Genomic DNA, 26,167 nt, shown 5'->3' with positions numbered 1-26,167 from the left:
TCGGGGTTCTTGTATTAAGGTTAAACTTTTAATTAGCACAAGTATAGTAATAACCTGACAATCATGCTAAATCTGCCGGCTCAAGACCTACGCCATACAGCCATCCAGTTTTTAGAACAAAGTCCCCTACTGCGTCTACAAATTCTTAAGCAACTGGGAATTGGCCGTTATGAGTTTTTAACTAAAATCCGCCTAAATGAAGCAAATATCATCTGTATGATGCGGTTTTTTAAATATCCAAGTCAGCTAAAATTTCCAAATCTAATAGGAGCAGATTTATCTGGCTTAATTTTAGATGATGTAAACTTCATCCGAGGCAATTTGTCTGGAGCTAATCTACAAGGTAGTAGTTTAGTCAATGCAGACCTCTTATTTGCAAATTTAATGAAAGCCGATTTGAGAAATGCAGATTTGCGAGGTGCAACTTTGGATGAGACGATTTGGTTAGAGACTTTAGTAGATAAGTGTCACCTGGGTCTAGGTACTGGTTTAACTCTGCTACAACGTCAAGACTTACAACTGCGCGGGGCTAGATTTAACTCTTGAAAAGACGTTAATTGAAACACAAAAAATTATAAGATTATTGGATCGCGATTGGTCTGGATAAGTTGATGAATATTAAGTTGCCCCAAAAATTGATGCTGCTAGGTTCAGGAGAATTAGGGAAAGAATTGGCGATCGCGGCTCAACGTCTTGGTAATTATGTGATTGCCGTTGACCGCTATCCCAATGCTCCCGCTATGCAAGTTGCTGATGTATCTGAAGTAATTTCTATGCTCAGTGCTGATGATTTAGAAGCTGTAGTGACAAAACATCAGCCAGATATTATCATACCAGAAATTGAAGCTATTAGAACAGAAAAACTGATCGAATTTGAGCAGCGAGGGATTACAGTTATACCAACTGCGGCTGCCACTAACTATACAATGAACCGCGATAGAATTAGGGAACTGGCGCATCAACAATTGGGCATCAGAACGGCTAAATATGGTTATGCAACAACCCTAGAAGAATTAATTACAATTTCTGATGAAATTGGGTTTAGTAATGTTGTTAAACCTGTGATGTCATCCTCTGGTAAAGGTCAGTCTGTAGTGCGGGATAAGAGTGAAGTTGAGAAAGCTTGGAATTATGCGATCGCAAATTCTAGAGGAGACAGTCAAAAGGTCATCGTAGAAGAATTTATTAATTTTGAAATCGAGATAACATTATTAACAATTAAACAGTGGAATGCACCGACTATTTTCTGTCCTCCTATTGGTCATCGCCAAGAACGAGGAGATTATCAAGAATCGTGGCAACCCGCACTAATTTCTGAAGATAAGATATTAAAATCTCAAGAAATAGCAAGAAAAGTTACTGATGCTTTAGGAGGAGCCGGAATTTTTGGCGTTGAATTTTTCATTACCAAAGATGAAGTGATTTTTTCCGAACTTTCTCCCAGACCGCACGATACGGGAATGGTGACATTAATCTCACAAAATCTCAATGAATTTGAACTACATCTAAGAGCAATTTTAGGTTTGCCAATTCCTCATATAGAACAGCTAGGAGCCTCAGCTAGTGCGGTAATTTTAGCTTCGGAAAAATCTGATTCTATTGGTTTTACAGGCGTAGCCGATGCTTTGTCAGAAAAAGATGTCGATATTAGATTATTTGGTAAACCTAATGCTCATCCATATCGACGAATGGGAGTAGCTTTAGCCAAGGGTCTGAATATCGAAGAGGCTAGGGAAAAAGCTACTAAAGCTGCAAGTAAAATCAAAATTATTTAATCAAAAGCTGATGAGTGCCTAAATCAAAGGTAAGGTGATGCTCTGCTTCTGAAGCTAGTTCCGACGCAATAAAAAATGACGAATAACAAATAACAAATGACAAATGACTAAGGACTAAGGACTATAATTATGCGAATTGCTCGTAACATTACAGAACTTGTTGGTCGTACCCCCCTAGTTCGGTTGAACCGCATTCCTCAAACAGAAGGATGTGTTGCGGAAATTTTGGTGAAACTGGAAAGTCTCAACCCATCGGCATCAGTCAAAGACCGGATTGGGGTGAGTATGATTAACGCCGCCGAAGAGGAGGGGCTGATTACTCCTGAGAAGACAATATTAGTAGAACCCACCTCTGGAAACACAGGAATTGCCCTAGCAATGGCAGCAGCAGCTAAGGGTTATCGATTAATTTTGACAATGCCAGAGACCATGAGTGGGGAGCGTCGGGCAATGTTGCGGGCTTATGGAGCAGAACTGGAACTAACGCCAGGTATGGAAGGCATGAGTGGGGCAATTAGACGAGCGCAGCAAATAGTTAATAGTACGCCAAATACCTATATGTTGCAGCAGTTCCGCAATCCAGCTAATGCTAAAGTGCATCGAGAAACTACAGCTATTGAAATCTGGGAAGATACTGATGGACAAGTAGATATAGTTGTGGCGGGTGTGGGCACTGGTGGTACGATCACTGGGGTAGCAGAAGTGATTAAAGCACGCAAACCTAGTTCTAAAGCGATCGCAGTTGAACCAGCCAATAGTCCAGTTTTATCTGGGGGACAGCCAGGGCCACACAAAATCCAAGGAATTGGCGCTGGGTTTATTCCCCAAGTTCTCAAGATAAAATTGATAGATGAAGTGATTACCATCACCGATGAAGAAGCGATCGCTTATAGTCGGCGTTTGGCAAAAGAAGAAGGGCTACTATCTGGTATTTCCAGTGGAGCCGCTTTATGTGCAGCAATTCGCGTCGCTCAACGTGAAGAAAACAAAGGGCGTTTAATTGTGATGATTCAGCCCAGCTTTGGCGAGAGGTATTTGAGTACACCGTTGTTCCAAGACCTGGAGGCAAGGTTAGCCGCTAGCATCAGCTAACGATACATTGAATTAATGGTCAATTCTAAGCACGTTTCTAACCATTACGAAACTCTCAAAGTTAGTCCAAGTGCAAGCCTTGCGGAGATTAAGCAAGCTTATCGCCGCTTGGTTAAGTTATTTCATCCTGACAGTAATCAGGACACAGCTGATCGCGAGCAGATAATTAGCATCAATGCAGCTTATGAGGTCTTAGGCGACAACCAAAATCGCCGCGATTACGACCAACAACTGCAAAATGACTCTCGAAAATTAAATAGCGATCGCCAACAGCGTACAGCATCGGCGCAAAAGCATTACCAGACAAAACGAAAAACAGGGCGGGAAGCTGACGAGCAAGTTGAAGAATGGCTGCGTCGAGTTTATCAACCAGTCAATCATCTACTTGATGGTATTCTCTATTCTCTAGAAGAGCAAATAGAGCAATTAGCTGCCGATCCTTTTGATGATGAGTTGTTAGATGAATTTCAGGAATACTTACAAACCTGTCGAAATGACCTTAAACAGGCACAAATTATTTTTCGCTCTCTGCCAAATCCCTCTAGTTTAGCAGGAACTGCGGCTAACCTTTATTACAGCCTCAATCAAGTAGCAGATGGACTTGACGAGTTGGCTTATTTTCCTTTGAGCTACGATGAGCGTTATTTACACACAGGCCAAGAATTATTCCGCATAGCTACGAGATTACATTGCGAGGCACAAGCATCTGTTATATAGTCATTGGGCATTGGGCATGGTCAAATAACAAATGACTAATGACTACTGACAAAGAAATTAGTTTATGCTGGAAACAGAAAAAGATTAAGAAATTTTAAATTCTGCTCATAGTGTACTCATGCAATGTATTGTGAATCGCCGCGCCCAGTTTTCGGCAAGTCATCGCTATTGGTTGCCAGAACTGAGTGAAGCCGAGAATATTGAAAAATTTGGTGCTTGCTCTAAATTTCCTGGACACGGACATAACTATGTCTTATTTATCTCTCTTGCCGGGGAATTGGATAAGTATGGTATGGTGCTGAACTTGTCTGATGTCAAACACGTAATCAAACGGGAAGTTACAAGTCAATTGGATTTCTCTTATATCAACGATGCGTGGACAGAATTTCAACAAACTCTGCCCACCACTGAGAATATTGCCCGGATTATCTGGCAGAGGTTAGCACCGCATTTGCCTTTAGTCCGTGTGCAGTTATTTGAACATCCTGAACTTTGGGCAGATTATCTAGGAAACGCAATGGAAGCATACCTTACTATCAGTACTCACTTTAGCGCCGCCCATCGGCTAGCTCATCCTCATCTCAGTAACGAAGAAAACACTGAGATTTATGGTAAGTGCGCCCGTCCCCACGGTCACGGACACAATTATCATCTAGAAGTCACCGTCAAAGGGGAAATTGACCCACGCACCGGCATGATTGTCGATTTAGGGGGTTTGAATCAAGTGATAGAAGATTATGTGGTTGAACCATTCGATCACACTTTTTTAAATAAAGACATTCCCTACTTTGCCGAAATTGTTCCCACTGCTGAGAATATCGCACTTTACATTAGTAATTTATTGCGATCGCCTATTCAAGAATTGGGAGCTAAACTTCACAAAGTAAAACTGATTGAAAGTCCTAATAACTCCTGCGAAATTTACTGCACGGGGTCAGAATCAGATTCAGTCAGTGCAGCCATGAATCAGCCAGTATTGGCACAGGTTTAGGTAATTGTAAATTTAGGCATAGGACATCGGGAATTTATCTCATCCCCATGCCCAATGCCCATTTTAAAAATATCGGCGACGGGCGGAATGTCGCAAATAGCGATAAATGCCCCAAGCTAAAACTCCAAAAAAGAGATTTAGCAAAAAGCGACTAAATATAAACCACAAAATATAACTGTCAAAAAGCTTTGATGGATTCAAAAAACTAATTTTATTGGCTAAGAGAAACAGCCCAAAAATAGCATTTCCACCAAGCACGAGGGCAAAAAGCACTAAACCCCTCTGCCAGTAACGGCGTTGGGGTGTACGTTCTGAAATCAGGGTAATCACAGGTTTACCTTGCACCTTTCGCAGTAATTGTTCTAGTCGCCAAAACATCCACAATAAAAACGGAAATAAACCATAATTAAGGAAACATAGCGCTAGTGAGTAACTGCAAGCACTAGATAGAATGTTAACTAGGGAATGACAGATTACAGAATTCAGCCAAGCCCGAAAAATGAACTTCCTGTCTTGATGTAACCGATTTTTAGACGAAATATACATTCCCAAGGCATATCCCCAAGGCGCAGAGAACATGGCATGGACTGGCGTGCTAATAGTACGCCCAAGAATTGATCCTGTATTGTGAAAAAGATAAATCCAGTTCTCTTCGGCGGTAAATCCAAGGGCAACGGCTATGGTGAAGAGGAAAACAGTTGAGGGAAGTAATCGATACGTGCGTTGCAGATAGTAGGTTGGCACAACAACCCCTGCTAACTTGCAGCCTTCTTCAATTACACCTACTTCCACAAGCTGCCGCAAAACTGCACCAGGAAGCGATCGCTTGATCCGTTCCCAATCTACAATCCAATTGGCTACAGTTTCAAAATTTAATTCAAGTCTAAGGGCTAAAAGACCAGATATTGCCCCGATGCTAAAGAACATCAGTAACTTTAACAGAGGTGGGGCAAATGGGACTCGATAGTAGTAATAGCCTAGCAGCAGCAACGGTGGTAGAACTGCCCACAGCAGTAGAGAAAAATCAACCACTCACCTGAGCAATTACTGTGCGGTGACGGTAGGTATTGTTGGTAATAGTGGGAGTTTGGAAACCTGCTTCAACAAAAGCTTGCTCAATATCCAAAGCAAAATATTCATCTAAATACGGTTCAGTACTTTTGAGCAACGTCAAAATATAGGCTGGCATTTTCTTGTAAACTTCAGACTTGGGATTCATATCCATGATTGCCAAGTAGCCGCCTGGACGCAGCACGCGCCGCATTTCAGCTAAAATCTGTCGGGTTGCTGATTGGGGTAACTCGTGACACATCAGAAAAATTGAGACTAAATCAAATGAGGCATCTGGTAGCCCAGTAGATTCAGCTTGGGCATGAAGCCAGTTTATTTTAGCTTGGCGTTGCCCAGCGCGGTAATTGGCAACAGCTAAGAAGTAGGGAGATAAGTCCAAGCCTGTAATTTTGGCATGGGGATAAATTTCTTGTAGAGCAAAAGTACTCAAGCCAACGCTACACCCTACATCTAAGATATCTTGCGGCTCGTTAGGGATTTGGCTTTTTAGAATATTGTGGTAACTTTGGCGCAGCATGGGATCGCCTTGCGCTTCTTCAGCGCCTTCCACAACCTTAGCGTGGACAGCGTAAGCAGCAGGTTCTACTTCAAAAGCGGCTTGCCAACTGAGATTTCCGGTTTCGTAGGCATGGAATGAGGTGACGTAGTAATCAGGGTAGGAAAGCTGAGGATTTTCTATTTGAGTTAGATCAGCTTTCCAGTCACGTGCCTGTAGTGTTTTGACTTCTTGCGTCCAAGGTACGCCAATTCTCTCCGCACGTTTAATCATCATTTGACGGGCTTGATGTTTGGCTAGGTTGGCTAAAGGCTTGATTGCCAGTACGCCATTTACCAAGCGAGAAGCGAAGCCAGGAGTAGTTTTTACAGCAGCAGTCATAAATTAATTTGCGTTCACAGCTTTTTTACTTATGACATAATTGCTGGACGGCAGTCTAGAAATGAATTGAATTATATAACAATGTCATGGAATTTTGATATGGAAAATTTGGTGTGATATGTTTTTCCAGAGAATCACACCGTTCTCCAATTTATATATTTTATTGAAGATTGCCAAAATCTATCTCAACAGAGAGGGCAAAAAGTTGAGCGCCATATAAAAAAAGACTACAACTAACTTATTTAGTCTCAAGTATGGCAAGAGCAAGAAGAAGAGCAAGTGGCTTTTTAAGGGATTTTCAAGAATTTGCTTTCAAAGGTAATGTAATTGATTTAGCGATCGCAGTCATCATCGGTACTGCCTTCAGCCGGGTTATCACCTCCTTTGTTGAGAATGTGATTATGCCATTGATTAACCCCTTGATTGGCGTGACTGGCAAAGAATGGAGAACTGTCACTATCGGCCCAGGAATTGCGATCGGTCAATTTCTTGGCGCAATCATTGACTTTTTAATCATTGCCTTGATCTTATTTGTAGCAATTCGCACCTTACAAACATTCAAGAGGCAAGAGGATGTTCCTGTAGAATCCCCACCATCAGACGCTAATGTTATAGCTCAGGAAAGGCTGACTGTGGCGTTGGATAGACTCAGCCAGACATTGGAATCTCGGAATCATGAAGTGTTGTAAGTGGGAGTGGGGATCAGGCGCATGAAGAAGAGGCAAGAAAGAGGAGGGAGACAGGAGAGACTTGTTCAATAATTCCGCCTTGTCCCTCTTGTCCCCCTGCTCCCCTTCCCCTCTGCCTCTTCTGCCCAATCCCCTATTTTGCAGAAGGTTTGAGAGCTAACAACATCTCTAATTCACTGGTGGATTTATCGGGGCTATTAGCAGTAAAACCAAGACCACGAATGGAATTGAGGATTGTGACGGTATTGGCATCAGATGAGATTAAACTATTGACCAGGGGTACAGTTTTAGTTTTATCCATATCTAGGTAGAAATAGCCGCCGTTGGGCTTTTGCAATGAACCAGTAACGGCTTTGAAAGCGTCGCTATTATCAAGAGATTGATTTTTGCGATCGCTAATCGCATCAGCAATTGGGCCACCAAGAGCCACAAATACAGTATCTTGATCCAGCCAACCATGCGCCAATAAAGCCCCCTGTTTGGGGATTTGCCATTCAGTTACATCTTTACCACCGATATTTCTATTGGCGATGTTGATTTGTTGTACTTTGGCCAAAGTATCCAATTTTGTCAAGGTGGCTTCGGCTGTTTTGCGATCGCTAGTGTCAAATACTAAAGCACCGCCAAAACCAACACTGGCTAACACTCCTTGATTGGATGGAATAGCACCAAAGGCAAATTCCCCATTCATCCAACCAAAAATATCCTTATCCAGGTCAATATTGGCAATTTTGACTTGTCCTCGTGCTTGCTCCAGAACCTGCTTCATTTCTGGATAATCTTTTGACTGTTCTACTAAGGTTTCCCAGCCACGGCTGATGCCATTTCCGCTAATCAGAGCAAAGGTATCAGTAGGAAATTGCCCGACTATATTTCCCGGACTTGATTGATACTGGAATTTATTCAGCTGTGGATCTAAATTAGCGATCGCTTTTACCCGCACTCCCGCATCATCAACACCAACGCCCGCTACCACAGATTTTATCTGCTTCAGTTGCGCCAAGGCTTGTGGAGGTAACTGCTTTGCCTGCTGACTTCCGGCAGTTAATTGCTGTACCATACCTGCGTAGTCTGGTACATAAATTTGGGCGAGGCTATTTTTAACATCCACTCCTTTACTGAGAATGTTGCTTGCACCTTCTTTACTGGCAAAAGAAGACTTTCCCTTAAAGGTGTCAATTGCTTTTTCTACAGCTTGCTTTTCGGGGGCTAATATCAAGTGACTATTATTTAAAACTACGCTATATGTTGGCTTGCCCTTTTCTGTAGTTTCAAGAATTTTTTGACCTTGGTAGTCAGATTCCTGAGATTTCACCCCTTTTTGTGACTTCAATTTGTTAGCAAAATTCAAGGCACTAATTTTATCCTTGATTCCCACTACTATCAGGATATTTGATTCCTGCTGTAAATTTGTTGGTACATTAGGTGCCCCGGATGGCACTTTTAACTGTGCAGGTTTCACAGAATTTGGTGGTAGTACCGCAATCATTACACCACCAATCCAAGGCTTTATGTCTTTTTCATAAGAAACGTTACCGTCACTGAACATTTGCTTATTGAAATCTTCCAGACCTTTTGCCACTAACTTTTGTGCCTCTGGAGTGCCAAATTGCTGTAACTTTGCCCAAGCTTGAGGATCAGTAGTAATATAAGTTGCCATCAATGCTGTTGAAGGTACTAATTTAGCACTGCCGAGAGCGTCTGAGCTACCTCCTGATGGGCCTTTCAAATACATATAAGCTGCGATACTTCCTGCTACAACGAGAGCAGCACCAACGGCAGGAATGAAAAACTTTGATTTACTTTCGGGCATTTTATTATCCTCTTTTGCTCAGATTGTCACCGAGATTTATACAAGTGTCACTGTAGAGTTTTCGGATTTATTAATAATTTCCGCTCATCGATCGGTATTTACTGATAAAATTAGTAGTCCTATAAGCTAGCAGTCTCAAATAATTACCCTAAAAAAGACTCCCAGGGAATGAGGAGCGAATCCGCAAATGATATGCTGTTCATCTCAAATAAAATAGCCTGCTTAACAGCAGCAAGTTATCCTAAGTTATAAGAACAATTAGGAGTATTTGTACTTAATGAGAATCTATCGAGGTGCAAGAGACACTTGACTCGATGACAAAAAAGTGCAAAACATCAGTAAAAGGAAATGCGGGAGGGATATGGAAAAAAGTCCCAGGATCGACAATCGATCTTCGGAAACTTGGTTGAGATCAATTTCAATCCTCCAATCCCCAATGGGAATCTTAACCCCCATACTGCCCTATTGATTTGGGAAATACAGATACCGCTATTTTGCTTAATTACATCTAGCCAAGCCAGACTTTTCAGGATTACAAGGTCAGTAAGGATCAATGTCGAAGTCTTATTTTGATACAGATAATAACGGACACAAACCTTTTGAGTTACCGGGAGCAAGACCACACTACAATCCCGATCGCCCCGGACAGGTGGAGCATATTTTTCTCGATCTCAGCTTAGATATCCCTAAGCAGAGCTATCAGGGCAGTTGTAGCATTCGCCTCTTGCCAATCCGTAATGGCATTGACCGTTTGACTTTGGATGCTGTCAACCTGAATATCGAGTCTGTGCAGGTGGACGATGTGCCACAAAATTTTGACTACGACGGGGAACAGCTTTCTATCCAACTTTCTGAGACGACTCAGATTGGTAAACGCTTGCTGATTGCGATCGCCTATTCGGTGACAAAACCGCAACGCGGCATTTATTTTATCCAACCAGACAAGCACTATCCAAACAAGCCGACTCAAGTTTGGACTCAAGGAGAAGACGAAGACTCTCGCTTTTGGTTCCCCTGCTTTGACTATCCAGGACAATTGTCTACTTCCGAAATTCGCGTTCGTGTTCCCAACCCTCTGGTAGCGATTTCTAACGGTGAACTGATTGATACCACAGAAGATGGTGATGACAAAATCTACCATTGGTTACAGCAACAAGTTCATCCTACCTATTTGATGACTTTGGCAGTAGGTGACTTTGCCGAAATTCGGGATGAGTGGAAGGGTAAACCAGTCACCTACTACGTAGAAAAGGGGCGAGAGGAAGATGCTAAACGCAGCATGGGCAAAACTCCCCGGATGATCGAATTTTTGAGCCAAAAGTATGGTTATCCATATCCTTTCCCGAAATATGCCCAGGTTTGTGTAGATGACTTCATCTTTGGCGGGATGGAAAACACCTCCACAACCTTGTTAACAGATAGATGTTTGCTGGATGAACGCGCCGCTTTAGATAACCGCAACACTGAAAGTTTAGTCGTCCACGAACTCGCGCACCAGTGGTTTGGTGATTTGGTGGTGATTAAGCATTGGTCTCATGCTTGGATTAAGGAAGGAATGGCTTCCTATTCTGAGGTGATGTGGACAGAACAGGAATATAGTCTAGAAGAAGCAGCTTACTATCGTTTTTTAGAAGCTCGTCGTTACATTAGCGAAGATAGCAGCCGCTACCGTCGCCCGATGGTAACGCATGTTTACCGCGAAGCTATTGAACTTTATGATCGCCACATCTACGAAAAAGGATCTTGTGTTTATCACATGATTCGATCCCAATTGGGAGATGAGTTATTTTGGCAGGCAATCCAAACATTTGTCCAAGATAATGCTCACAAAACTGTAGAAACAATAGATTTACTCAGGGCGATTGAAAAAGCTACCGGACATAATCTTTTGTTCCTTTTTGACCAATACGTTTATCGTGGTGGTCATCCCGATTTTAAGGTAGCTTACTCTTGGGATGGGGATGCTAAGTTGGCAAAAATTACGGTAACTCAAACCCAAGCTGCTGAAGATAAAAATGGCAGTAAGGATTTGTTTGATTTAAAAATACCTATTGGTTTTGGCTATACCCAACAAGAAGAATCTCGGAAACTGAAAGCTTTCACAGTAAGAGTACATGAACGAGAACAAAGCTTTTATTTTCCCTTAGAAAATAAGCCACAATTTATCAGCTTTGATGTTGAAAATAATTACCTGAAAACAGTAGCTTTAGAGTATCCAATAGCAGAGTTAAAAGCACAGTTAGAATCTGACCCCGACCCAATTTCGCGCATCTATGCAGCAGAAGCTTTAGCGAAAAAAGGCGGGTTAGAAGCGACAAAAGCACTATCTGCATCCCTCAAAAATGACCCATTATGGGGTGTGCGCGTGGAAGCGGCCAAACAACTAGCTAAAATTAATTTAGATCAAGCCTTTGATGGCTTAGTTGTGGGATTAAAAGATAAAAATGCTTACGTCCGACGATCTGTAGTCGAAGCACTTGCTCAAATCAAAACTGCTGAAAGCTATAAAGTCGTGAGAGGCTTGTTGCAAAAGGGCGATCCTAGCTACTACGTGGAAGCAACAGCCTCTCGTGTGATTGGCGCGATCGCATCTGCAAACTTGGAAGAAAAACCCAAGGAAGACAAGGTTTTAAAGCAACTCAAAGGCATTTTAGAAGAAAAGGCGGGTTGGAATGAAATATTGCGGAGTGGTGCGATCGCTGGTTTAGCTGAATTCAAAACCTCGGAAGCAGCTTTAAATCTACTACTCGAATACACCAAAATCGGTATACCACAACCTCTACGTTTAGCTACAATTCGCGCCTTAGGAAAGATTTCTGTAGGCCAAAGTCCGGTTAATTTGGAACGGATTTTAGAAAAACTAGCAGAACTAGCCAAAGAAACCTTCTTTTTAACGCAAGTGGCGGTAGCAGCAGCATTGGGACAAATGGAAACACCCAAAGCAGTCGGAATTTTGCGATCGCTAGCTGAACAAACAGCCGACGGGCGTGTCCGTCGCAATGCTGAAGAAGAAATTTCTAGGGTGCAAAAGAACATCGGTTCAGAAAAAACCCTCCGTCAATTGCGTGAAGATTTCGACCAACTCAAACAACAAAACCAGGAATTGAGAAGCCGTTTAGAAAACTTGGAGGCCAAATCTAAATAACAGCAGATGATAATTGAAAGTTGGTAATTGGTAATTGTGGTAAAACCACTACCAATTACCAAAGTTGTATTTAACGCTCTAATTTCTATTATTCAAAAAGCTTCTTAATATACTTCTCTTACAAAAGTCGATTTTACTTAAACAGTTATTTTTTACACATAGAACATTATAAGTTTCACTTAATTGGGTAGGTATAAATAAACATAATATCAATATTCATGATTTCCCACAGAAGTCGTGAATCCTTATCCTGAGCGTTTTCTGTCTAATTTAAGTTTATCTACTTATTAATGTGATATGTAGCTGAAAGCAAACATGGTTACGGATTTTTCATATCCTACCCAAATTTACAGATACAGGTAGATATTTATATTTATATAAAATAAGGTTAAGAAAAGATAAAATCACCGAAAAGATGGATAAGTAGTTGTAGTTTTATAAAGTATAATTAAGAAAAAGATAAACAAATCTAGGAAGTAATTTAGGCTAAAACTGCCTCGAACAGTACCCCAGAAAGGCAGAGTTCGAGTTGTTTCAGATAAAAAACTACCGCTATCTTTTGCCTACAACTAACTTGTGGGTTTATTAGAAAAACAATCATTGTAAATTTTTCAGTTGAAGAGGCAAATAAAGGCGTGGGTCAGTATCAAGCTACTCAGCTAAAGCTCTATAATCCAGATGCGATCGCTCGCTATTATAGTTACCGTCCTTGGCTAGCCTGGGGGCGACTGCTGAGAATTATCTCTTCTTTTGCAGTATTTATAATCAGTCTCAAGTGGGACGAATGGCAAGACAAAGTTGAGCAGAACAAAGGCAAACGAGCTATCCAGTTACGAGAACTGCTCACCCGCCTCGGCCCGACTTTTATTAAAGTTGGTCAAGCCCTCTCCACCAGACCTGACTTAATACGTAAGGATTTTCTAGAAGAACTGATCAAGTTACAAGATCAGTTACCACCTTTCGATAATGCGATCGCTTACAAAATTATTGAAACCGAGCTAGATCGTCCAATTGATGAATGTTTTAGCGAACTCTCACCTCACCCAGTCGCAGCAGCTAGCTTAGGTCAAGTATACCGTGGTCGTCTAATCAGTGGCGAAGAAGTTGCAGTGAAGGTGCAACGCCCAAACTTACGCCCAACTCTTACCCGCGACCTCTATTTATTGCGCTGGGGTGCGAGTTGGGTAGCTCCTTGGTTGCCCCTGAATCTCGGTCACGACCTCACTTTAATCGTGGACGAGTTTGGCACGAAGCTATTTGAAGAAATCGACTATATAAATGAAGGCCGCAACGCCGAAAAATTTGCTAGCAATTTCCGCAACGATCCACAAGTTAAAGTCCCAGGAATTTACTGGCGTTATACCAATACCCACGTTTTAACCCTGGAATGGATTAACGGCTTCAAGCTGACGGATACTAAAAGCATCCGCGAAGCAGGTTTAGACCCAGAAGCGATTATCCAAATTGGCGTGACTTCAGGATTGCAACAGCTGTTGGAACACGGCTTCTTTCATGCTGACCCCCATCCCGGTAATCTATTTGCTGTACCCGATGGCCGGATGGCTTATATCGACTTCGGCATGATGGATCAGTTGGAAGAAAACAGCAAAGAAACACTAGTAGATGCGCTAGTGCATTTGGTGAATAAAGACTATACCGACTTAGCTGAAGACTTTGTAAAATTAGGATTTCTGACTCCAGACACGAATATTTGCCCGATAGTGCCAGCATTAGAAGCGGTGCTAGGAAACGCCATTGGCAAAAATGTCAAGCATTTTAACTTCAAAACGATTACCGATGAATTTTCGGAACTGATGTACGAATATCCTTTCCGAGTTCCGGCGAAGTTTGCTTTGATTATTCGTTCCTTGGTGACTCAAGAAGGTATTGCCCTGAGCCTCAACCCAGATTTCAAAATTGTGGAAGTGGGTTATCCCTACATAGCACGGCGGTTACTGACAGGGGAATCGCCTGAGTTACGGCGGCGATTATTGAATGTGTTATTCAAAGATGGTAAATTTCAGTGGCAGCGTTTAGAGAATCTAATTGCGATCGCTCGTAGCGATAACAACTTTGATGTATTGCCCACAGCCCAGATGGGTTTCCAATTTTTAATGTCGGAAGAAGGCAAGTTTTTGCGGCGACAGTTGGTGCTGGCTCTCACTGAAGATGACCGCCTCCACACCGAAGATGTCCAACGCCTGTGGAATCTGGTTAAAGATGACTTAAAACCGGATCGTTTATTAAATGCAGCGATCGGCATTTTAACAAATTTATCTAGAGAAGGCGCGGCGGCTATTCTGCCAAAAGCTACATTTCTAGTGCCTTTTACTGGAAATGAGTCAGCAATTAAAAACTAAAAACCTATAAATCAGGAGTTTTAATAATGTACTATTTTCCTCTACAACCACCCTATTTCCTCTTACTCGTTGGCTTTTTGACAGCATTAACATCTGGTTTGGCATTATCTGGCACTTTGAAAGTAATTGTGCAGAATTGGCCAAGCGAAAAAGCAGAAAATACTGAACCACGTTCCTCTCTAAAACAATTACTTGTACCATTTATCGGTATCACTGGCGGGACTTGTATATTTCTGTCTTCAGGCTTAGAGATATTTGGCTTTCCCTCCATGTTGGCTTTAGGAGTCGGCCTACCAATTAGTTTGTTTACTTGTTTATTAGTTTGGTTGCAGTTGGGAAGTATGATGACCTTTATAGAACGTGAAGGTATGCAATCTTTAGATTTAGATTCTTTTTCTTAGATTGATTACAATATCTTTAAGTTATTGTTTGAACTGTCTTGAGATTTAGAATACCTCAATAATATAGGAATAAACTTAAATGCTCACCAACTACGGTGAGCATTTATACTTTTCTAATAAGATTTTTTCAAGGCTTTGTAGAGATGCAATTAATTTATGTCTTAACATCTTTTAGGAATTCCATAAAATTTTGGCAATTAGAGGAAAATAGGTAATATTACAGTAGTCAGTCCCCACATTATATATGTGAACATAGTGTTTGATTTAAATCAAAACAATTTACATGATTTTTATGTATCTAAACATATTTTTAATATAAGTCTTAGCTAAATTCTATTTTACTAATAAAATCTTATGAACCAAGAGAAATCAGATATTTGTTTTTGTACTTTAGCTTTAGGGAAAAGATATCGCTCTCATGCTTTCCTATTAGCTCAAGATATTGCAAAACATTCGCCAGGAGTATATTTAATTGTCCTAACAGATAAGCCAGAAGAATTTAAAATATATACTAACGTTTTAGCATTTCAACATGAACAACAGAGCATTGGTTGTTACCACGATAAAAGGTTTGTAATTACCAAAGCAATATCACTGTTTAATACTTGTATATTTGTCGATGCAGATATCAGAATATTAGATAAGTTACAACCAGATATAAAATGGCTTCCTGGTATAACAGCAAGAAGTTGTACCAGTATTGTCAAACACAATCAAGAATATATTAATTCAGCAAATGATGATTTCAAGGCAAATAGAGTTAAAGATTTGACTATTCTGAACAAATTAGCACAAAAACTAGATCTGGATTTAGAAGATACTAATATTCAGTTTGTCATGGAAATGTTATTTGTAGTTACAAGGCAAGATGGGCGGGAAATCGAATTTATTAAGCACTGGGAAACTATTGCACTTTACTGTGAGCTAAATGGTTTTTATAGTGCTGAGGGTTATGCAATAGGATTAGCTGCTGCTAAGGCTGGAGTACTAGTTCGATGGGATGCTATGGACGGTATTGTTTATTTCAAGGATTGGGTAGAACGGCAAAAAATAAAAAAGGGCCAAGCAAATCCAGATGAGACCCTGATATATTTTCAACAGCACGAAGCGATTGAATACCACAAAAATTCACTTTTCCAAAAGCTATTGCATAAGCTAAATAAATTTATTGGTTATTACTATCGGTACTTACGTTTAAGACTTGCGGCATTGAGTAATTTTAATTTTTATCACCGATGAAAATTTGAAAAAATCAAGAAGCTGATTTAATCGGCATATCTTTGCTGAGTTATTAATAACCACTAATTCTATCCTTGAAGTTCCGATACTTTAATTTAATATTGTTTACTCTTTGCTGAATAAAACTACTAGTAGACTTTTGTAAAAGCGTTATCTGGCTTGGGCGGGTAAAACTTTGAGGCCGTTTTTCAGGTGATTTTAAATAGCGATAATATAAGAAAACATCACGGTAAGGAATATCTACATCTTCACCTCCACAAAGCCGCACAAAACCTGAAGAAGACACACTCATATAGTGTAAGTAGGTCAATCTCCGCCCTTGGTCATAGAGGATATTATCTACCACATCAAATTTAGAACTCCAGTGATTACCAGTTGCCTGCTCGCAGTCATAAAAAGCAAAGTTATAATAGGAAATTCCACTTCTCAACACCATGTAGTTAAATAAAGATTGGTCAGGTGCTAAAAAAGCCATGACATCTGCCTCACCCGATATTAATTTGCCCATTAAATCGGCTCTTATCGCTGAAGAAAAAATATTTTTCTTGGTCGCAAACCAACCAGCACAAAATACTTTATCCTGCAAGTTTTCTAAATTGAAAATTTGCTGCATAAGCTCTGGTGAACCATCAAAAATAAATTTTAAGTCAGACTTATATTGAAAATCATTGACTACCCAATCAGATGTATCTAATTTTTCAAATACATAATCTACTGGCCCCATTAACAAGGTATCTGCATCAAAATAAATAAATCTATCAAAGGGGCCATCCACAGCACAAAATTTGCGGTGCATTGGTAACTCATAGAGTTCTGAAAAACCCCACTCTCGCCAAGTTCTTTGCGCTCTAGGATAATTTTTCCATATCTGAGTCGCAAAGTTATCCCAATAAGCTATGGAATCAGAATCTTCAAATAAGCTGACATTATCTCTAGATGCAATCTCTGCTTTTACTTTGTCTAAGCGCTGATTATATGGAAGTATACAAATAGGAATTTTCCTACCAGCATTAGCTTCTATACTATTGAGCAATGCTACTAGTTGGTCAAAGACAACATCATTGGCTAGGATGTAGATACCATCAATCATTGGGATACTCCTAATATTAAGTGCGGGCAGCAACAAAAGGAAATAAACGGCGAGTCAGTTTAGAGATGAAAGCAAATTTACCCTCATGGAGATAGCGATAGTGTTCCCACAATTGCCAATAGGGACTACCAGTTTTCATCCGTGTACCAGCCCAGTGGAGATATTTTAGTCGTTGTCCTCGGTCATAGAGGGCATAATCTTGCTGTTGGAAACTTTGTGAACCTGCCCAACTACCAGGCCCACCACCAGGAATTTTGACAAGATTTCCTCGTTTGGCAATCAGTTTGAGAACAAGATAATTTAAAATTGGTTGGTCTGTAACTCCTTCAGAAAAATCGAAATATTCACGATGCGCTGCACACTCGCGCAAAGCTTCATCCATTTGTTCTTGAGTAATAACTCCTTTTCTCGAAGCCCAAAAGCCGCTGTTAAAAACATCTTGAAGTTGAGCATCAGAAAAAATTTGCTGCTCTTTCACAAATGGGGAAAAGATATTTCGCAGTTTGTCATTGGCATGATGGTAATCACAACAGAAGAAATCGACTTCTGAAAGTTTGTCTAAATTGTCGGCGATTTTTTCAAAAACGACAATATCTGTATCAATATAAATAAATTCATCTAAAGGGCCAAACCACGCCACCAGTTTACGCATTTTGTTTGGTAAGGCGAGGAAATCTCGATCAAAAATTTCTCCGATGCGTTTGGTAAATTTATCAATAAGTTCCAAATCGGGGAAAATTTGCACTTTGTGTAAGGTAGAAAGCTGTTCTGCTACCTTGTGATAATTTTCGTTAAATGGTATGAGATAGATGGTTACTTCTGGATCATAGTACCGAATACTATTTAGTAAAGCGATCGCATTATCAATAACCCGGTCATTGGCAACAATATAAATTCCCCTACTCATAAATTATCCTTGGTTAATTAACTTAAGTTTTCGCAAAGCTCTTGTAAGTAAATTTGGTACTGGAGCGTCATTATAATTCTTAGGAGGGTTTTGAAAGATGGGACGCTTATGTGGTTCGTTTAAGTAACGATAGTAGAGAAATAAATCTCGATAGGGAAAATCAATATTTTCTCCAGCGCAGACTGCTTGATTAATATTAGGAGGGATACCAATATAATGAAGGTAGGTTAGCCGATTACCTTTGTCATAAAGAAGGTGTTCTCGTTCCTCGAAGTGCTTAGATGTGGCAGAACATCCTGTCTTTGCATTATCTGGTAGTTGACGAGCAAAGTTATAAATAGAAAGATTAGACCTCATTACCATGTAATTTATCAGTGGTTGTTCTCCAGCACCACCATACAAAATTTCCGCCTCACCATTTTGTAAATGCGATATCAGCAAAGCTCTTTGTTCTGAGTTAAATATTCCTCGTTTTGCGCCATAGAAACCTGAGCAAAAGATTTCAGAATCAATTCGTTTTTGCTCGAAAACTTCTAGTAATTTTGGCGACTTTACATTATATATCTTACTAACGTCTTTAAATTGGAAATCGTAGACAACAAAATCATAAGTATCTAGCTTTTCAAACACCGATGCCAGAGAATTCATCACCAAGGTGTCTGCATCTAAATAGATAAATTTATCGAATGGCCCATCAAAGGCGCAAAAACGGCGGTGAGCGCCATACAAACGTGATTTACTCCGATTCAATCGCTCTGGTGCTGCTGAGAGCATAAATTGATCCCAACGGTCGATTGATTCTTGATTATCGTAAAGAAATACATTAGGGCGTTTAGCTATTTCATCAGCAATTCGCTGTGTCTGATCGTCGAAAGGATAGATACAAACAGGAGTTTCTGAACCTAAAATAACATCAATACTGTTGAGCAAAGCCACCAGTTGATCGAAAACATAATCATTGCCAAGGGTACAAATACCATTCATAATTTATGAGTGTTGGTCAACAAAGTTTGATAACCAGTTAAGTAAGTTTAATTTATGTAAAATGATTTGACGTGCTTCTGCGATCGCATCTTTGGCAGCATACCAAGCATCAGGTGTTGCTGTCACTTCTTTGATGTAGGCAATACCTTTTTCATCTAAACTGGGCAACCGCAAAAAACTACCGGGTGGCAATAATTTATCAGCAGCCGGGCCACCATAGTAAATTGGTAGACACCAGGCAAGTAAACTATCCCAAAGTTTCTCACTGACATACCAATTATTATCAGCATAATTTTCAATTGCCAAATTGTAATAGTATGGTGCCATCCCATACCATTTATTACCTAATTCTCCCGATTTTTTAGCCGATTCTGGTAAGTTACGCCCATATAAATCAAATTTCACGCCACTAGATTGTAGCGATTGTAAAAAGTCTAAACGCTGGCGATGTTTGGCTGTACGACTAATTCCCGAAGTAATCCAACTACATGGGGCAACCTTTTGAGGTGGTGGCATTTCATTTAAATCTTGAAATGAATTTGAGTGATACCAAATAGCAGGCATATAGTCAGGAGTTGGGGCAAAATCATCGGGGCCAGAAATGTAGCCGCAATACTTCTGGGCTTGTTGATAATTATGATTAGTTATTTCGACAATTTCATCTAAAGGTGGTTCTCTTAGCAAATAAATAATCCGCTCTTTGTTGACACCACGCAGTAGAGAATCAACATTTACTACTGATTTTTGCTGCCGTTTGCGAAAGCTATCTAACCAAGATTTTTGTGGCGCTGCTTGGGGAAAATCAAATTGATACATCAGTAGAAAATCTGGTTTGCTTGCTAGTGCCTGCATTTGCATATTGCCCCAAACTCCAAATTGATGCGGGGTTTGTTGCCACAGCCAATCGGCTCTAGTTTCTAAACCTCGATAGCTGCTAATCATCCCTACAGTTTTTATAGTCATTTTAGTTATTAGTCATTTGTCATTTGTCATTTGTTATTAGTTATTTTCCTTATACGATAAGTTGAGGAAGTAAAGATTCATCAACATAACTAAGGATTTTTGCGGCTCGATTTTCCCAAGAAAACTGCTTGACAAATTCGATACTATCTGGATAACCTTCTATTCTTCTAGGATGAGTTTCTAAAACCTGCTTCAGACTTTCGGCAAATTTGCTGGGGTTATCTGGTTCACACCAAGCAGCGATCGCTTTTGTATTTTGAAACTCAACTAATGAAGGAATTTCCGTCGAGACAATGGGAGTTCCAGAGGCGAAGTAGTCAAACAGCTTTAAAGGAGATGTGAAAGTTGCCGCTTTTCCGGAACAATGAGGGTGAGCTAAAACATCTGCTGCTTGTAGCAAAGATGCTAACTCATTATGCAAGACATAGCCCAAAAATTGAATATTTGAAACCTGTTTCTCTTTTACCAATTGCTGATAATATTCTACTTCTGCTGGCTTACCACCCGCACAGGCAAATTGCACATTAGGCATTTCATTAGCCACATCAATTAGTACATCAATACCTTTAAATTGCTGTAATGCTCCCGCATAAACTACCAATTTTTGATTTTCATCTCGCAATAGTTTTTGCCGCCATTCTGTGGCTTTTTCTGGTTGTCTCTGCATAAACAAGCGATTGAAACCATTGTGCAGCTTAATTACTTTTTCTGGCGGCATTCCATTTTTAATCATGCTTTCACGGATTGTTTCTACAACGGTGACAGCTATTTGTAACAATGGATTTGTAACAATTTCTTGCTCAAATGGTTTCTCTTCATGGTGGTGGTGTTCATAAATTGCCGGAATGCCATTTTTGATGGCAGCTTTAACAAAATTCCAGTTGCGACTGTGGACAAGTTTAGTAGTTGGAAGTATATGAAATGGTAAATAGTATTTGCTTGCAATGGTGTTGGAGTCAGTAAATTTGCTCGCAAAATGGTCAATTGGCCAAGGCATCGGTAATGGAGCAACTTTTAATTTGTCATGGAGATTGTAATATTCAATAAGTTCTGTTGGTGTTTTTCTCGGTTGAAAAGGACGCAAGAAATTAATTGGGTTATTAGCTTTTGCTCCTTTATCAGGGTATACCAAAACTGTTGAGTATCCCAAGTTAGCGGCAGCATTAGCTGCATTTGTAGACTGTACTAGGTGAGCCTCCGGCTGGGGTAATTCTTCACCAATGAAAAAAATGTAGTGTTTTTTTAAAGTATTATTTTTCATAATTTTAGACATTAATACTATCCTCAAATTTTTCTAAATTATTCAGAAGACATATAGTAGATTCATAAGTTTCACTAATTAATTCATTTGGCTCTTGGGGAGTGTCTATCAAATTATCTGCTAGAGAGCGGAGAGAGCTAAGTATGAGATTAAGAGAAGTTCTAAACTCAATGGAGAGATGATTAAAGCTTTGATAATAGTCGCTTATGATATTTTGATTTTGGTCAGAATTTGAGAGAATCTGCCCCTTTATTTGTAAGTTCATCACATCCTCAAAAATATCAATGGTGTTGATAATTCTCCAGGCTGATTTGTAAGATTCTTCAATTAATTTTTGCCGTTCTTGAGAATCGTTTTCCAGATCATCAAGCAATAAGCGCAGTAATCCAATCATTGAGTTCAACTGTGTCCGAATTTCGTGAGAGATACGGAGCAAGCTTTGATTGTGTTTAGTAGCGGCTTCAGGACGATCAACAAATTTCTTTGAGTTTAGGCGCATTGCCTTAATAATTTTTGTCTGAATCAAGTTTTTATTAGGGCGGTCGCTAAATTGCATGGAGTACAAGCGTGAATAGTAAGCACCTTTTTGCAAAAGTTCTTCATGGGTTCCCACTTCTACCACCTGTCCTTGATCTAACACAGCTATTTGATCGGCTTTTTGGACTGTGGAAAGGCGGTGAGCAATTACTAGGGTGGTGCGATCGCGACTAAGATCGTCAAGAGCAGATTGTACTAATCGTTCGGAAACCGTATCTAAAGCGCTGGTGGCCTCATCTAAAATCAGAATTTCGGGATTTTGGAGCAGGGCGCGGGCGATCGCTAATCTTTGCCTTTGTCCACCAGACAACATTACGCCGCGATCGCCAATTAGGGTGTCAAATCCTTGAGGCAATTTGCTAATAAACTCATAAGCATTTGCCCGCTTTGCTGCCGTCAAAATCTCATCGTCAGTAGCCTCTGCTCGCCCATAAGCGATGTTATTTTGCACCGAGTCATTAAAAAGAAAGGTATCTTGACTGACAATCCCCATCCGCTTCCGTAGGGATACTAGCTCGAACTCCCGTAAATCGGTGCCGTCAATGGTAATACTGCCAGCGATCGGGTCATAAAATCTGGGTAAAAGGTCTGCCAAAGTAGATTTACCAGCCCCAGAACCGCCTACCAATGCTAAGGTCGTACCACGCGGTAAATATAAATTTACATCTTTGAGTACCAACTTTTCATGACCAGGGTAGGCAAAGCAAAGAGAATTAAAAGATACTCCCTCTTCTAATTTTGTGTAGGGAATCTTACCTTTCTCCATGAACGGCTTATCGTGCAAGCTTAAAAACTCATTCGTCACATCCACACTAGCTGCGGTACTAGCGAAGTTGCTGCGAATAGTATTTAACTGAGAAATCAATGGCAGCACTCGCAGCAGCACTAATAAATATGTCAGGAGTACGGTAGAAAGAGAAGAAACCTGTTGAGCAAAGAAGGTTTTGCTCAAAAGTACAATCAGCAGTAAAGCTGTAATACCCATCACCTCACTTAGAGGTGTAATGGCTTCCGAATTAACTTGAGATTGGAAATCTGCTAATTCGCGATCGCGAATTAGTTTTTTAATCCGTTGATATTCTTTTTCTTCATTTCCCGTCGATTTTACCAATCGAATTCCGTTCAGAGTTTCCAGTACAGAGACTGAATATGCTCTAGACATCTCACTCAGCTGTTTCCCAAAATTTCTCGACCGGGAAATAGCATACTGATTTACTAACGTCACCAACGATAACAAAAGCGTAGCAGCAATTGTCAACTGCCAAGAAATTGACAGCAACAAACTGACAAAAACTAGAATTGTGATTGCCAGGATAACTAACCTGACGATACTACCTATAGAACTTGCAGACCGACCAATTTCTCCACCAAGACGGTTGATTAAATCACCAACCTTAGTTTTGGCATAATAATCTATATCAATTTCTAGTAATAGCTTTAACCCAGTTTCGCGCATATCTGATGTTAGCTTTCGGGTTAAAGAACTCGATGCTAAGGAACTGGCATAAGTAGCTAAATTCTTTAAAATAATTGTAAAGATAATCGCCCCAGCCATTACTCCTATCCGGTAAGGTTCTGGAGTATTATCAAATGGAGATATCATCGTTTTTAGAATAGGAGGAGCAGTACTTAAATCTACTTCTTGCCCCACGATTTTTAAAACTACTGGCACAATTAAAGCGGTGCTAATCCCATTAAATAAAGCTCCAGAAAATCCTAACAATATTGTCAGCAGAATCAAACCTGGATAGGGTCTAGCGAATCGTAATAGCAGTTTTCTGGTAGACATTGGGTATTTCTATGCAATTTTCAATTATTAATATTATTCACAAATTAGTTGCCAAACTTGCTAATATCAAATAGACAAACTAAATAATTTTCAATATTCCAATAAAAGAGGCAGTTATTGCTGGAAGAATATTGCCCTATCGCAAGGAAAGATTACAAAAGCGATTTTTTCCTGCCGCCATCAAATTGAGCTTCTGGTTTGAGTCCTCACAACTTCTGTGTAGCCTCAATTTCTCCCAGATTGAACCCCCGACAGAAAAGTTCCTCTACCTCCCACTTTCTTCAATTTACGCTTCCTTCTATATTAATATTTACAACCGAGAAATTACCGATTTTAACACCGAAGCCATAGCCTCTATACTATAGTGTTCTACACATCTTTTCCTTGCGTTGAGACCTTGCTGGTTTGCTGACTCTAAATTCTGAAAAATCCATTGAATCTGTTCAGCAATCTGTTCAGGACAAGCAGGATCGACTAAATAACCAGTATCACCTAATATTTTGGGAATATCTCCAACGCGCGTTGATAATACAGGTTTAGCCATTGCCATTCCATCTGTCAACTTCAGGGGAAATTGAGCGCGAGTTTCTGGGGTATCTCGTTGGGGAACAACTACAATGTGAGCCGCTGCTACTAAATCAGGCATTACATCCGCTGGATATTTTGGTAATTTGATAATCCAGCGTCCCCACTTTTGTTGAAGTTGCTGATCGTAATCATCATAAGGACTGCCACCTACAATCACTAGTCTTAAGTCTGGTTGATTGATTTTATCGAGCGCTATGAGAACATCTTCTAGACCTTTGTAGGGTCTTGGCGCACCAGGAAACATTAAAATACGATATTCAGATAAACCATAACGATTTCTGCTGGACTCAGCATCATATCGAGCAGGATCAAATAAAGCAGTATCTTTACCATTGGGAACAAATGTACCCCCAAAACGCTGCTGCAAAAAGTTAGTATGCACCGTCACCGCATCAGCACTACTTACCAAACCTTCCATCCATTTCACGTACAAAGGATGATAAGGATTCCTAAGTGCGCCGTCTGATTTCAATAAGTCTCTCGCTAATTGCTTGGGTGTGAAACGATAATGCCAGTCATCGCCACCATACCAACTGAGTTCCCAATCATCTATGTCTAAAATTAAGGCTTTTTGGCTAAATATTTTCTTTAGTAGAGCAACCCCAAAACTCGCTATTTGTGGCTTGATTGCATAAATTATATCTCCATTAATCTTTGGTAAAAATTTGTTAATTTCTCCAAAGAAATCGGGAAAATTTTTACCTGGCAAATTATAAACGTTTAATTCTGATGGTAAATTTCGATATAAGTTATTTCCAAATAAAAACCCCATAATTTCAACTTCATATTCTAAGTTCCTTAGGGCTGTTGCTATCAAGTATGCACGCAAAATAGCTGCACTTGATAAATCTGAAACTAACAGCGATATCTTGGAAAATTTTTTCACTGTTTTTATACTTAATTTTTATTTAATGCGCCAAGGATTTGTAACTTGATTCGGTAAAAATACTTTAGCGAATCTGTCAAAAACCCTTGTATATAAGGAGCGACTAATATCTTTAGCATATTGAGGACGATAAGGATAAGTACAGTGAAGAACTTTAATTGTATCCTGAATATCATAAGCATCCTGCCACTTACTGAGATAATTATAGGTTGGTGGTAAGGTTTTTTTATGAGGGCGTACAGATGCGATCGCAGAAGCAAAAGCCCCTTGATCTTTTAAAAGTAATTTATCTTGATTGTTTTTGACAATCTCAAAATAACGTTTAAATTCGTCAAAAAATACTTTGGTTACTTCTGTTTTCCGAAAAGCCATAAAACCGCCATTATACTGCACACTATCTGCTTGTAATGGTAATCCTACCGATTGCAAAATTGGCAGAACATTTGGCAAAAGGTCTTCTTGTTTACCACGTAATAAGTTTGTAGCCTTAAGAATAGAAGGTTGCACATCTTCTGTTAGTAAAAATTCATATTCATCTAAATAGTCAAATACATCATTGATATTTGTAAGTAAACAAATATCCGAATCTAGGTAAATCGTTTTATCAAACTCAGAAGCCTCATATAGAGCCAATTTTGCTTGCCGCGATGCTAAAACAGTATTTTCGTTTGCAGGTGCTGGTTTTAAAATTACATTTTTGAATGCCTTTAGCAAGGGATAAAGAACTATTGGAACTTGGTCAATTAAAATAATGATCGGCTCTTGATGAAACTTTCTGACTGCTGCTAAAAAATGAATACAATCTTGAAACGAATAAAGCCCAGTTAGAATTGTAATAAAACCTTTAGTTGGTGTTGACATAAATCAAATGAATAATTTTTGTTGACTTGGAAAATTAGATAGGTATTTATTGTCATAAAATCTTACTCTAGTTTGAGTTATAGTCAAATTCGATAGAGTAAAGATCAGCAAAATATGAATTTGAATATTGA

Annotated in this window: 21 protein-coding genes; 10 read left to right on the top strand and 11 right to left on the bottom strand. The window is 39.8% G+C overall.

The features are described from left to right. The first annotated feature begins 63 nt into the window (after positions 1-63). The 5 genes from GNF10_RS16245 to GNF10_RS16225 all read left to right on the top strand — a co-directional run bounded on the left by GNF10_RS16245 (position 64) and on the right by GNF10_RS16225 (position 4,575). Positions 64-546, top strand: a complete 483-nt coding sequence (locus GNF10_RS16245) for a pentapeptide repeat-containing protein (protein WP_185586668.1) — start codon at positions 64-66, stop codon at positions 544-546. A 65-nt stretch (positions 547-611) separates the two neighbouring features. After that, complete coding sequence (gene purT, locus GNF10_RS16240; RefSeq protein WP_185586667.1) at positions 612-1,775, top strand: formate-dependent phosphoribosylglycinamide formyltransferase; 1,164 nt, start codon at positions 612-614, stop codon at positions 1,773-1,775. A 129-nt stretch (positions 1,776-1,904) separates the two neighbouring features. Next, complete coding sequence (cysK, locus tag GNF10_RS16235) at positions 1,905-2,867, top strand: cysteine synthase A (protein ID WP_185586666.1); 963 nt, start codon at positions 1,905-1,907, stop codon at positions 2,865-2,867. A gap of 15 nt (positions 2,868-2,882) precedes the next feature. Next, positions 2,883-3,584, top strand: coding sequence for a J domain-containing protein (locus tag GNF10_RS16230; RefSeq protein WP_185586665.1), 702 nt, complete (start codon positions 2,883-2,885; stop codon positions 3,582-3,584). Positions 3,585-3,702: 118 nt separating this feature from the next. Beyond that, a complete protein-coding gene (locus GNF10_RS16225; protein ID WP_185586664.1) occupies positions 3,703-4,575 on the top strand; it encodes a 6-carboxytetrahydropterin synthase in 873 nt (290 codons plus the stop codon). A 63-nt stretch (positions 4,576-4,638) separates the two neighbouring features. Here GNF10_RS16225 and GNF10_RS16220 read toward each other — a convergent pair whose 3' ends face one another. Beyond that, a complete protein-coding gene (locus GNF10_RS16220) occupies positions 4,639-5,607 on the bottom strand; it encodes a PrsW family intramembrane metalloprotease (RefSeq protein WP_185586663.1) in 969 nt (322 codons plus the stop codon). Further along, positions 5,600-6,523 carry a class I SAM-dependent methyltransferase gene (locus GNF10_RS16215; RefSeq protein WP_185586662.1) on the bottom strand — a complete coding sequence of 308 codons (924 nt, stop codon included), beginning with the start codon at positions 6,521-6,523 and terminating at the stop codon, positions 5,600-5,602. The genes GNF10_RS16220 and GNF10_RS16215 overlap by 8 nt, the downstream gene beginning before the upstream one ends. A 254-nt stretch (positions 6,524-6,777) precedes the next feature. Between GNF10_RS16215 and mscL the strand changes: the two genes are divergently transcribed. Beyond that, positions 6,778-7,212 carry a large conductance mechanosensitive channel protein MscL gene (gene mscL / locus GNF10_RS16210; protein WP_185586661.1) on the top strand — a complete coding sequence of 145 codons (435 nt, stop codon included), beginning with the start codon at positions 6,778-6,780 and terminating at the stop codon, positions 7,210-7,212. A 133-nt stretch (positions 7,213-7,345) separates the two neighbouring features. Here the strand turns inward: mscL and GNF10_RS16205 are convergent, their stop codons facing one another. Then, positions 7,346-9,025, bottom strand: coding sequence for a DUF3352 domain-containing protein (locus tag GNF10_RS16205; RefSeq protein ID WP_185586660.1), 1,680 nt, complete (start codon positions 9,023-9,025; stop codon positions 7,346-7,348). A 553-nt stretch (positions 9,026-9,578) separates the two neighbouring features. On the opposite strand from GNF10_RS16205, the gene GNF10_RS16200 reads away from it, so the two are divergent. The 4 genes from GNF10_RS16200 (at position 9,579) to GNF10_RS16185 (ending at position 16,170) form a co-directional block, all read left to right on the top strand. Then, positions 9,579-12,170 (top strand): M1 family metallopeptidase, encoded by a 2,592-nt coding sequence (locus tag GNF10_RS16200; RefSeq protein WP_185586659.1) that lies wholly within the window; start codon positions 9,579-9,581, stop codon positions 12,168-12,170. A gap of 635 nt (positions 12,171-12,805) precedes the next feature. Further along, entirely contained in the window at positions 12,806-14,530 is a 1,725-nt protein-coding gene (locus tag GNF10_RS16195; RefSeq protein ID WP_185581820.1) for an AarF/ABC1/UbiB kinase family protein, read from the top strand. Positions 14,531-14,556: 26 nt separating this feature from the next. After that, positions 14,557-14,931 carry a hypothetical protein gene (locus GNF10_RS16190; protein ID WP_185581819.1) on the top strand — a complete coding sequence of 125 codons (375 nt, stop codon included), beginning with the start codon at positions 14,557-14,559 and terminating at the stop codon, positions 14,929-14,931. A 354-nt stretch (positions 14,932-15,285) separates the two neighbouring features. Then, entirely contained in the window at positions 15,286-16,170 is an 885-nt protein-coding gene (locus tag GNF10_RS16185; protein ID WP_185592476.1) for a hypothetical protein, read from the top strand. A 52-nt stretch (positions 16,171-16,222) separates the two neighbouring features. On the opposite strand, the gene GNF10_RS16180 is transcribed toward GNF10_RS16185, so the two are convergent. The 8 genes from GNF10_RS16180 to GNF10_RS16145 form a co-directional block, all read right to left on the bottom strand. Further along, a complete protein-coding gene (locus GNF10_RS16180) occupies positions 16,223-17,260 on the bottom strand; it encodes an Npun_R2821/Npun_R2822 family protein (protein WP_185581566.1) in 1,038 nt (345 codons plus the stop codon). 16 nt (positions 17,261-17,276) lie between these two features. Beyond that, positions 17,277-18,167: an Npun_R2821/Npun_R2822 family protein gene (locus GNF10_RS16175; protein WP_185581565.1), complete on the bottom strand. Its 891-nt coding sequence runs from the start codon at positions 18,165-18,167 to the stop codon at positions 17,277-17,279. A gap of 3 nt (positions 18,168-18,170) precedes the next feature. Beyond that, positions 18,171-19,151 carry an Npun_R2821/Npun_R2822 family protein gene (locus GNF10_RS16170; protein WP_185581564.1) on the bottom strand — a complete coding sequence of 327 codons (981 nt, stop codon included), beginning with the start codon at positions 19,149-19,151 and terminating at the stop codon, positions 18,171-18,173. A 3-nt stretch (positions 19,152-19,154) separates the two neighbouring features. After that, complete coding sequence (locus GNF10_RS16165; protein ID WP_185581563.1) at positions 19,155-20,114, bottom strand: glycosyltransferase family 10; 960 nt, start codon at positions 20,112-20,114, stop codon at positions 19,155-19,157. Between the two features lie 49 nt (positions 20,115-20,163). Further along, positions 20,164-21,375, bottom strand: a complete 1,212-nt coding sequence (locus tag GNF10_RS16160) for a glycosyltransferase family 4 protein (RefSeq protein ID WP_185581568.1) — start codon at positions 21,373-21,375, stop codon at positions 20,164-20,166. 4 nt (positions 21,376-21,379) lie between these two features. Further along, positions 21,380-23,701: an ATP-binding cassette domain-containing protein gene (locus tag GNF10_RS16155; protein WP_185592478.1), complete on the bottom strand. Its 2,322-nt coding sequence runs from the start codon at positions 23,699-23,701 to the stop codon at positions 21,380-21,382. Positions 23,702-24,011: 310 nt separating this feature from the next. Beyond that, on the bottom strand, positions 24,012-25,175 hold the full coding sequence (locus GNF10_RS16150; protein WP_185581710.1) for a glycosyltransferase family 4 protein: 1,164 nt from the start codon (positions 25,173-25,175) through the stop codon (positions 24,012-24,014). Between the two features lie 18 nt (positions 25,176-25,193). Beyond that, the gene (locus GNF10_RS16145) at positions 25,194-26,036 is read right to left on the bottom strand and encodes a hypothetical protein (protein ID WP_185581711.1); all 843 of its coding nucleotides are present in this window, start codon (positions 26,034-26,036) and stop codon (positions 25,194-25,196) included. Positions 26,037-26,167 lie beyond the last annotated feature (131 nt).

Origin of the sequence: Nostoc sp. UCD121 (assembly GCF_014222285.1) — a bacterium.
In the GTDB taxonomy this organism is placed as follows: Bacteria; Cyanobacteriota; Cyanobacteriia; order Cyanobacteriales; family Nostocaceae; genus Nostoc.
Note: the sequence above shows the minus strand (reverse complement) of the source record. Positions and strands in the feature narration are given on the sequence as shown.

Coding starts and splice junctions, on each gene's coding strand:
- GNF10_RS16245 (WP_185586668.1), top strand. CDS start 64: ATGCTAAATCTGCCGGCTCAAGACCTACGCCATACAGCCATCCAGTTT.
- purT (WP_185586667.1), top strand. CDS start 612: ATGAATATTAAGTTGCCCCAAAAATTGATGCTGCTAGGTTCAGGAGAA.
- cysK (WP_185586666.1), top strand. CDS start 1,905: ATGCGAATTGCTCGTAACATTACAGAACTTGTTGGTCGTACCCCCCTA.
- GNF10_RS16230 (WP_185586665.1), top strand. CDS start 2,883: ATGGTCAATTCTAAGCACGTTTCTAACCATTACGAAACTCTCAAAGTT.
- GNF10_RS16225 (WP_185586664.1), top strand. CDS start 3,703: ATGCAATGTATTGTGAATCGCCGCGCCCAGTTTTCGGCAAGTCATCGC.
- GNF10_RS16215 (WP_185586662.1), bottom strand. CDS start 6,523: ATGACTGCTGCTGTAAAAACTACTCCTGGCTTCGCTTCTCGCTTGGTA.
- mscL (WP_185586661.1), top strand. CDS start 6,778: ATGGCAAGAGCAAGAAGAAGAGCAAGTGGCTTTTTAAGGGATTTTCAA.
- GNF10_RS16205 (WP_185586660.1), bottom strand. CDS start 9,025: ATGCCCGAAAGTAAATCAAAGTTTTTCATTCCTGCCGTTGGTGCTGCT.
- GNF10_RS16200 (WP_185586659.1), top strand. CDS start 9,579: ATGTCGAAGTCTTATTTTGATACAGATAATAACGGACACAAACCTTTT.
- GNF10_RS16190 (WP_185581819.1), top strand. CDS start 14,557: ATGTACTATTTTCCTCTACAACCACCCTATTTCCTCTTACTCGTTGGC.
- GNF10_RS16185 (WP_185592476.1), top strand. CDS start 15,286: ATGAACCAAGAGAAATCAGATATTTGTTTTTGTACTTTAGCTTTAGGG.
- GNF10_RS16180 (WP_185581566.1), bottom strand. CDS start 17,260: ATGATTGATGGTATCTACATCCTAGCCAATGATGTTGTCTTTGACCAA.
- GNF10_RS16175 (WP_185581565.1), bottom strand. CDS start 18,167: ATGAGTAGGGGAATTTATATTGTTGCCAATGACCGGGTTATTGATAAT.
- GNF10_RS16170 (WP_185581564.1), bottom strand. CDS start 19,151: ATGAATGGTATTTGTACCCTTGGCAATGATTATGTTTTCGATCAACTG.
- GNF10_RS16165 (WP_185581563.1), bottom strand. CDS start 20,114: ATGACTATAAAAACTGTAGGGATGATTAGCAGCTATCGAGGTTTAGAA.
- GNF10_RS16160 (WP_185581568.1), bottom strand. CDS start 21,375: ATGAAAAATAATACTTTAAAAAAACACTACATTTTTTTCATTGGTGAA.
- GNF10_RS16155 (WP_185592478.1), bottom strand. CDS start 23,701: ATGTCTACCAGAAAACTGCTATTACGATTCGCTAGACCCTATCCAGGT.
- GNF10_RS16145 (WP_185581711.1), bottom strand. CDS start 26,036: ATGTCAACACCAACTAAAGGTTTTATTACAATTCTAACTGGGCTTTAT.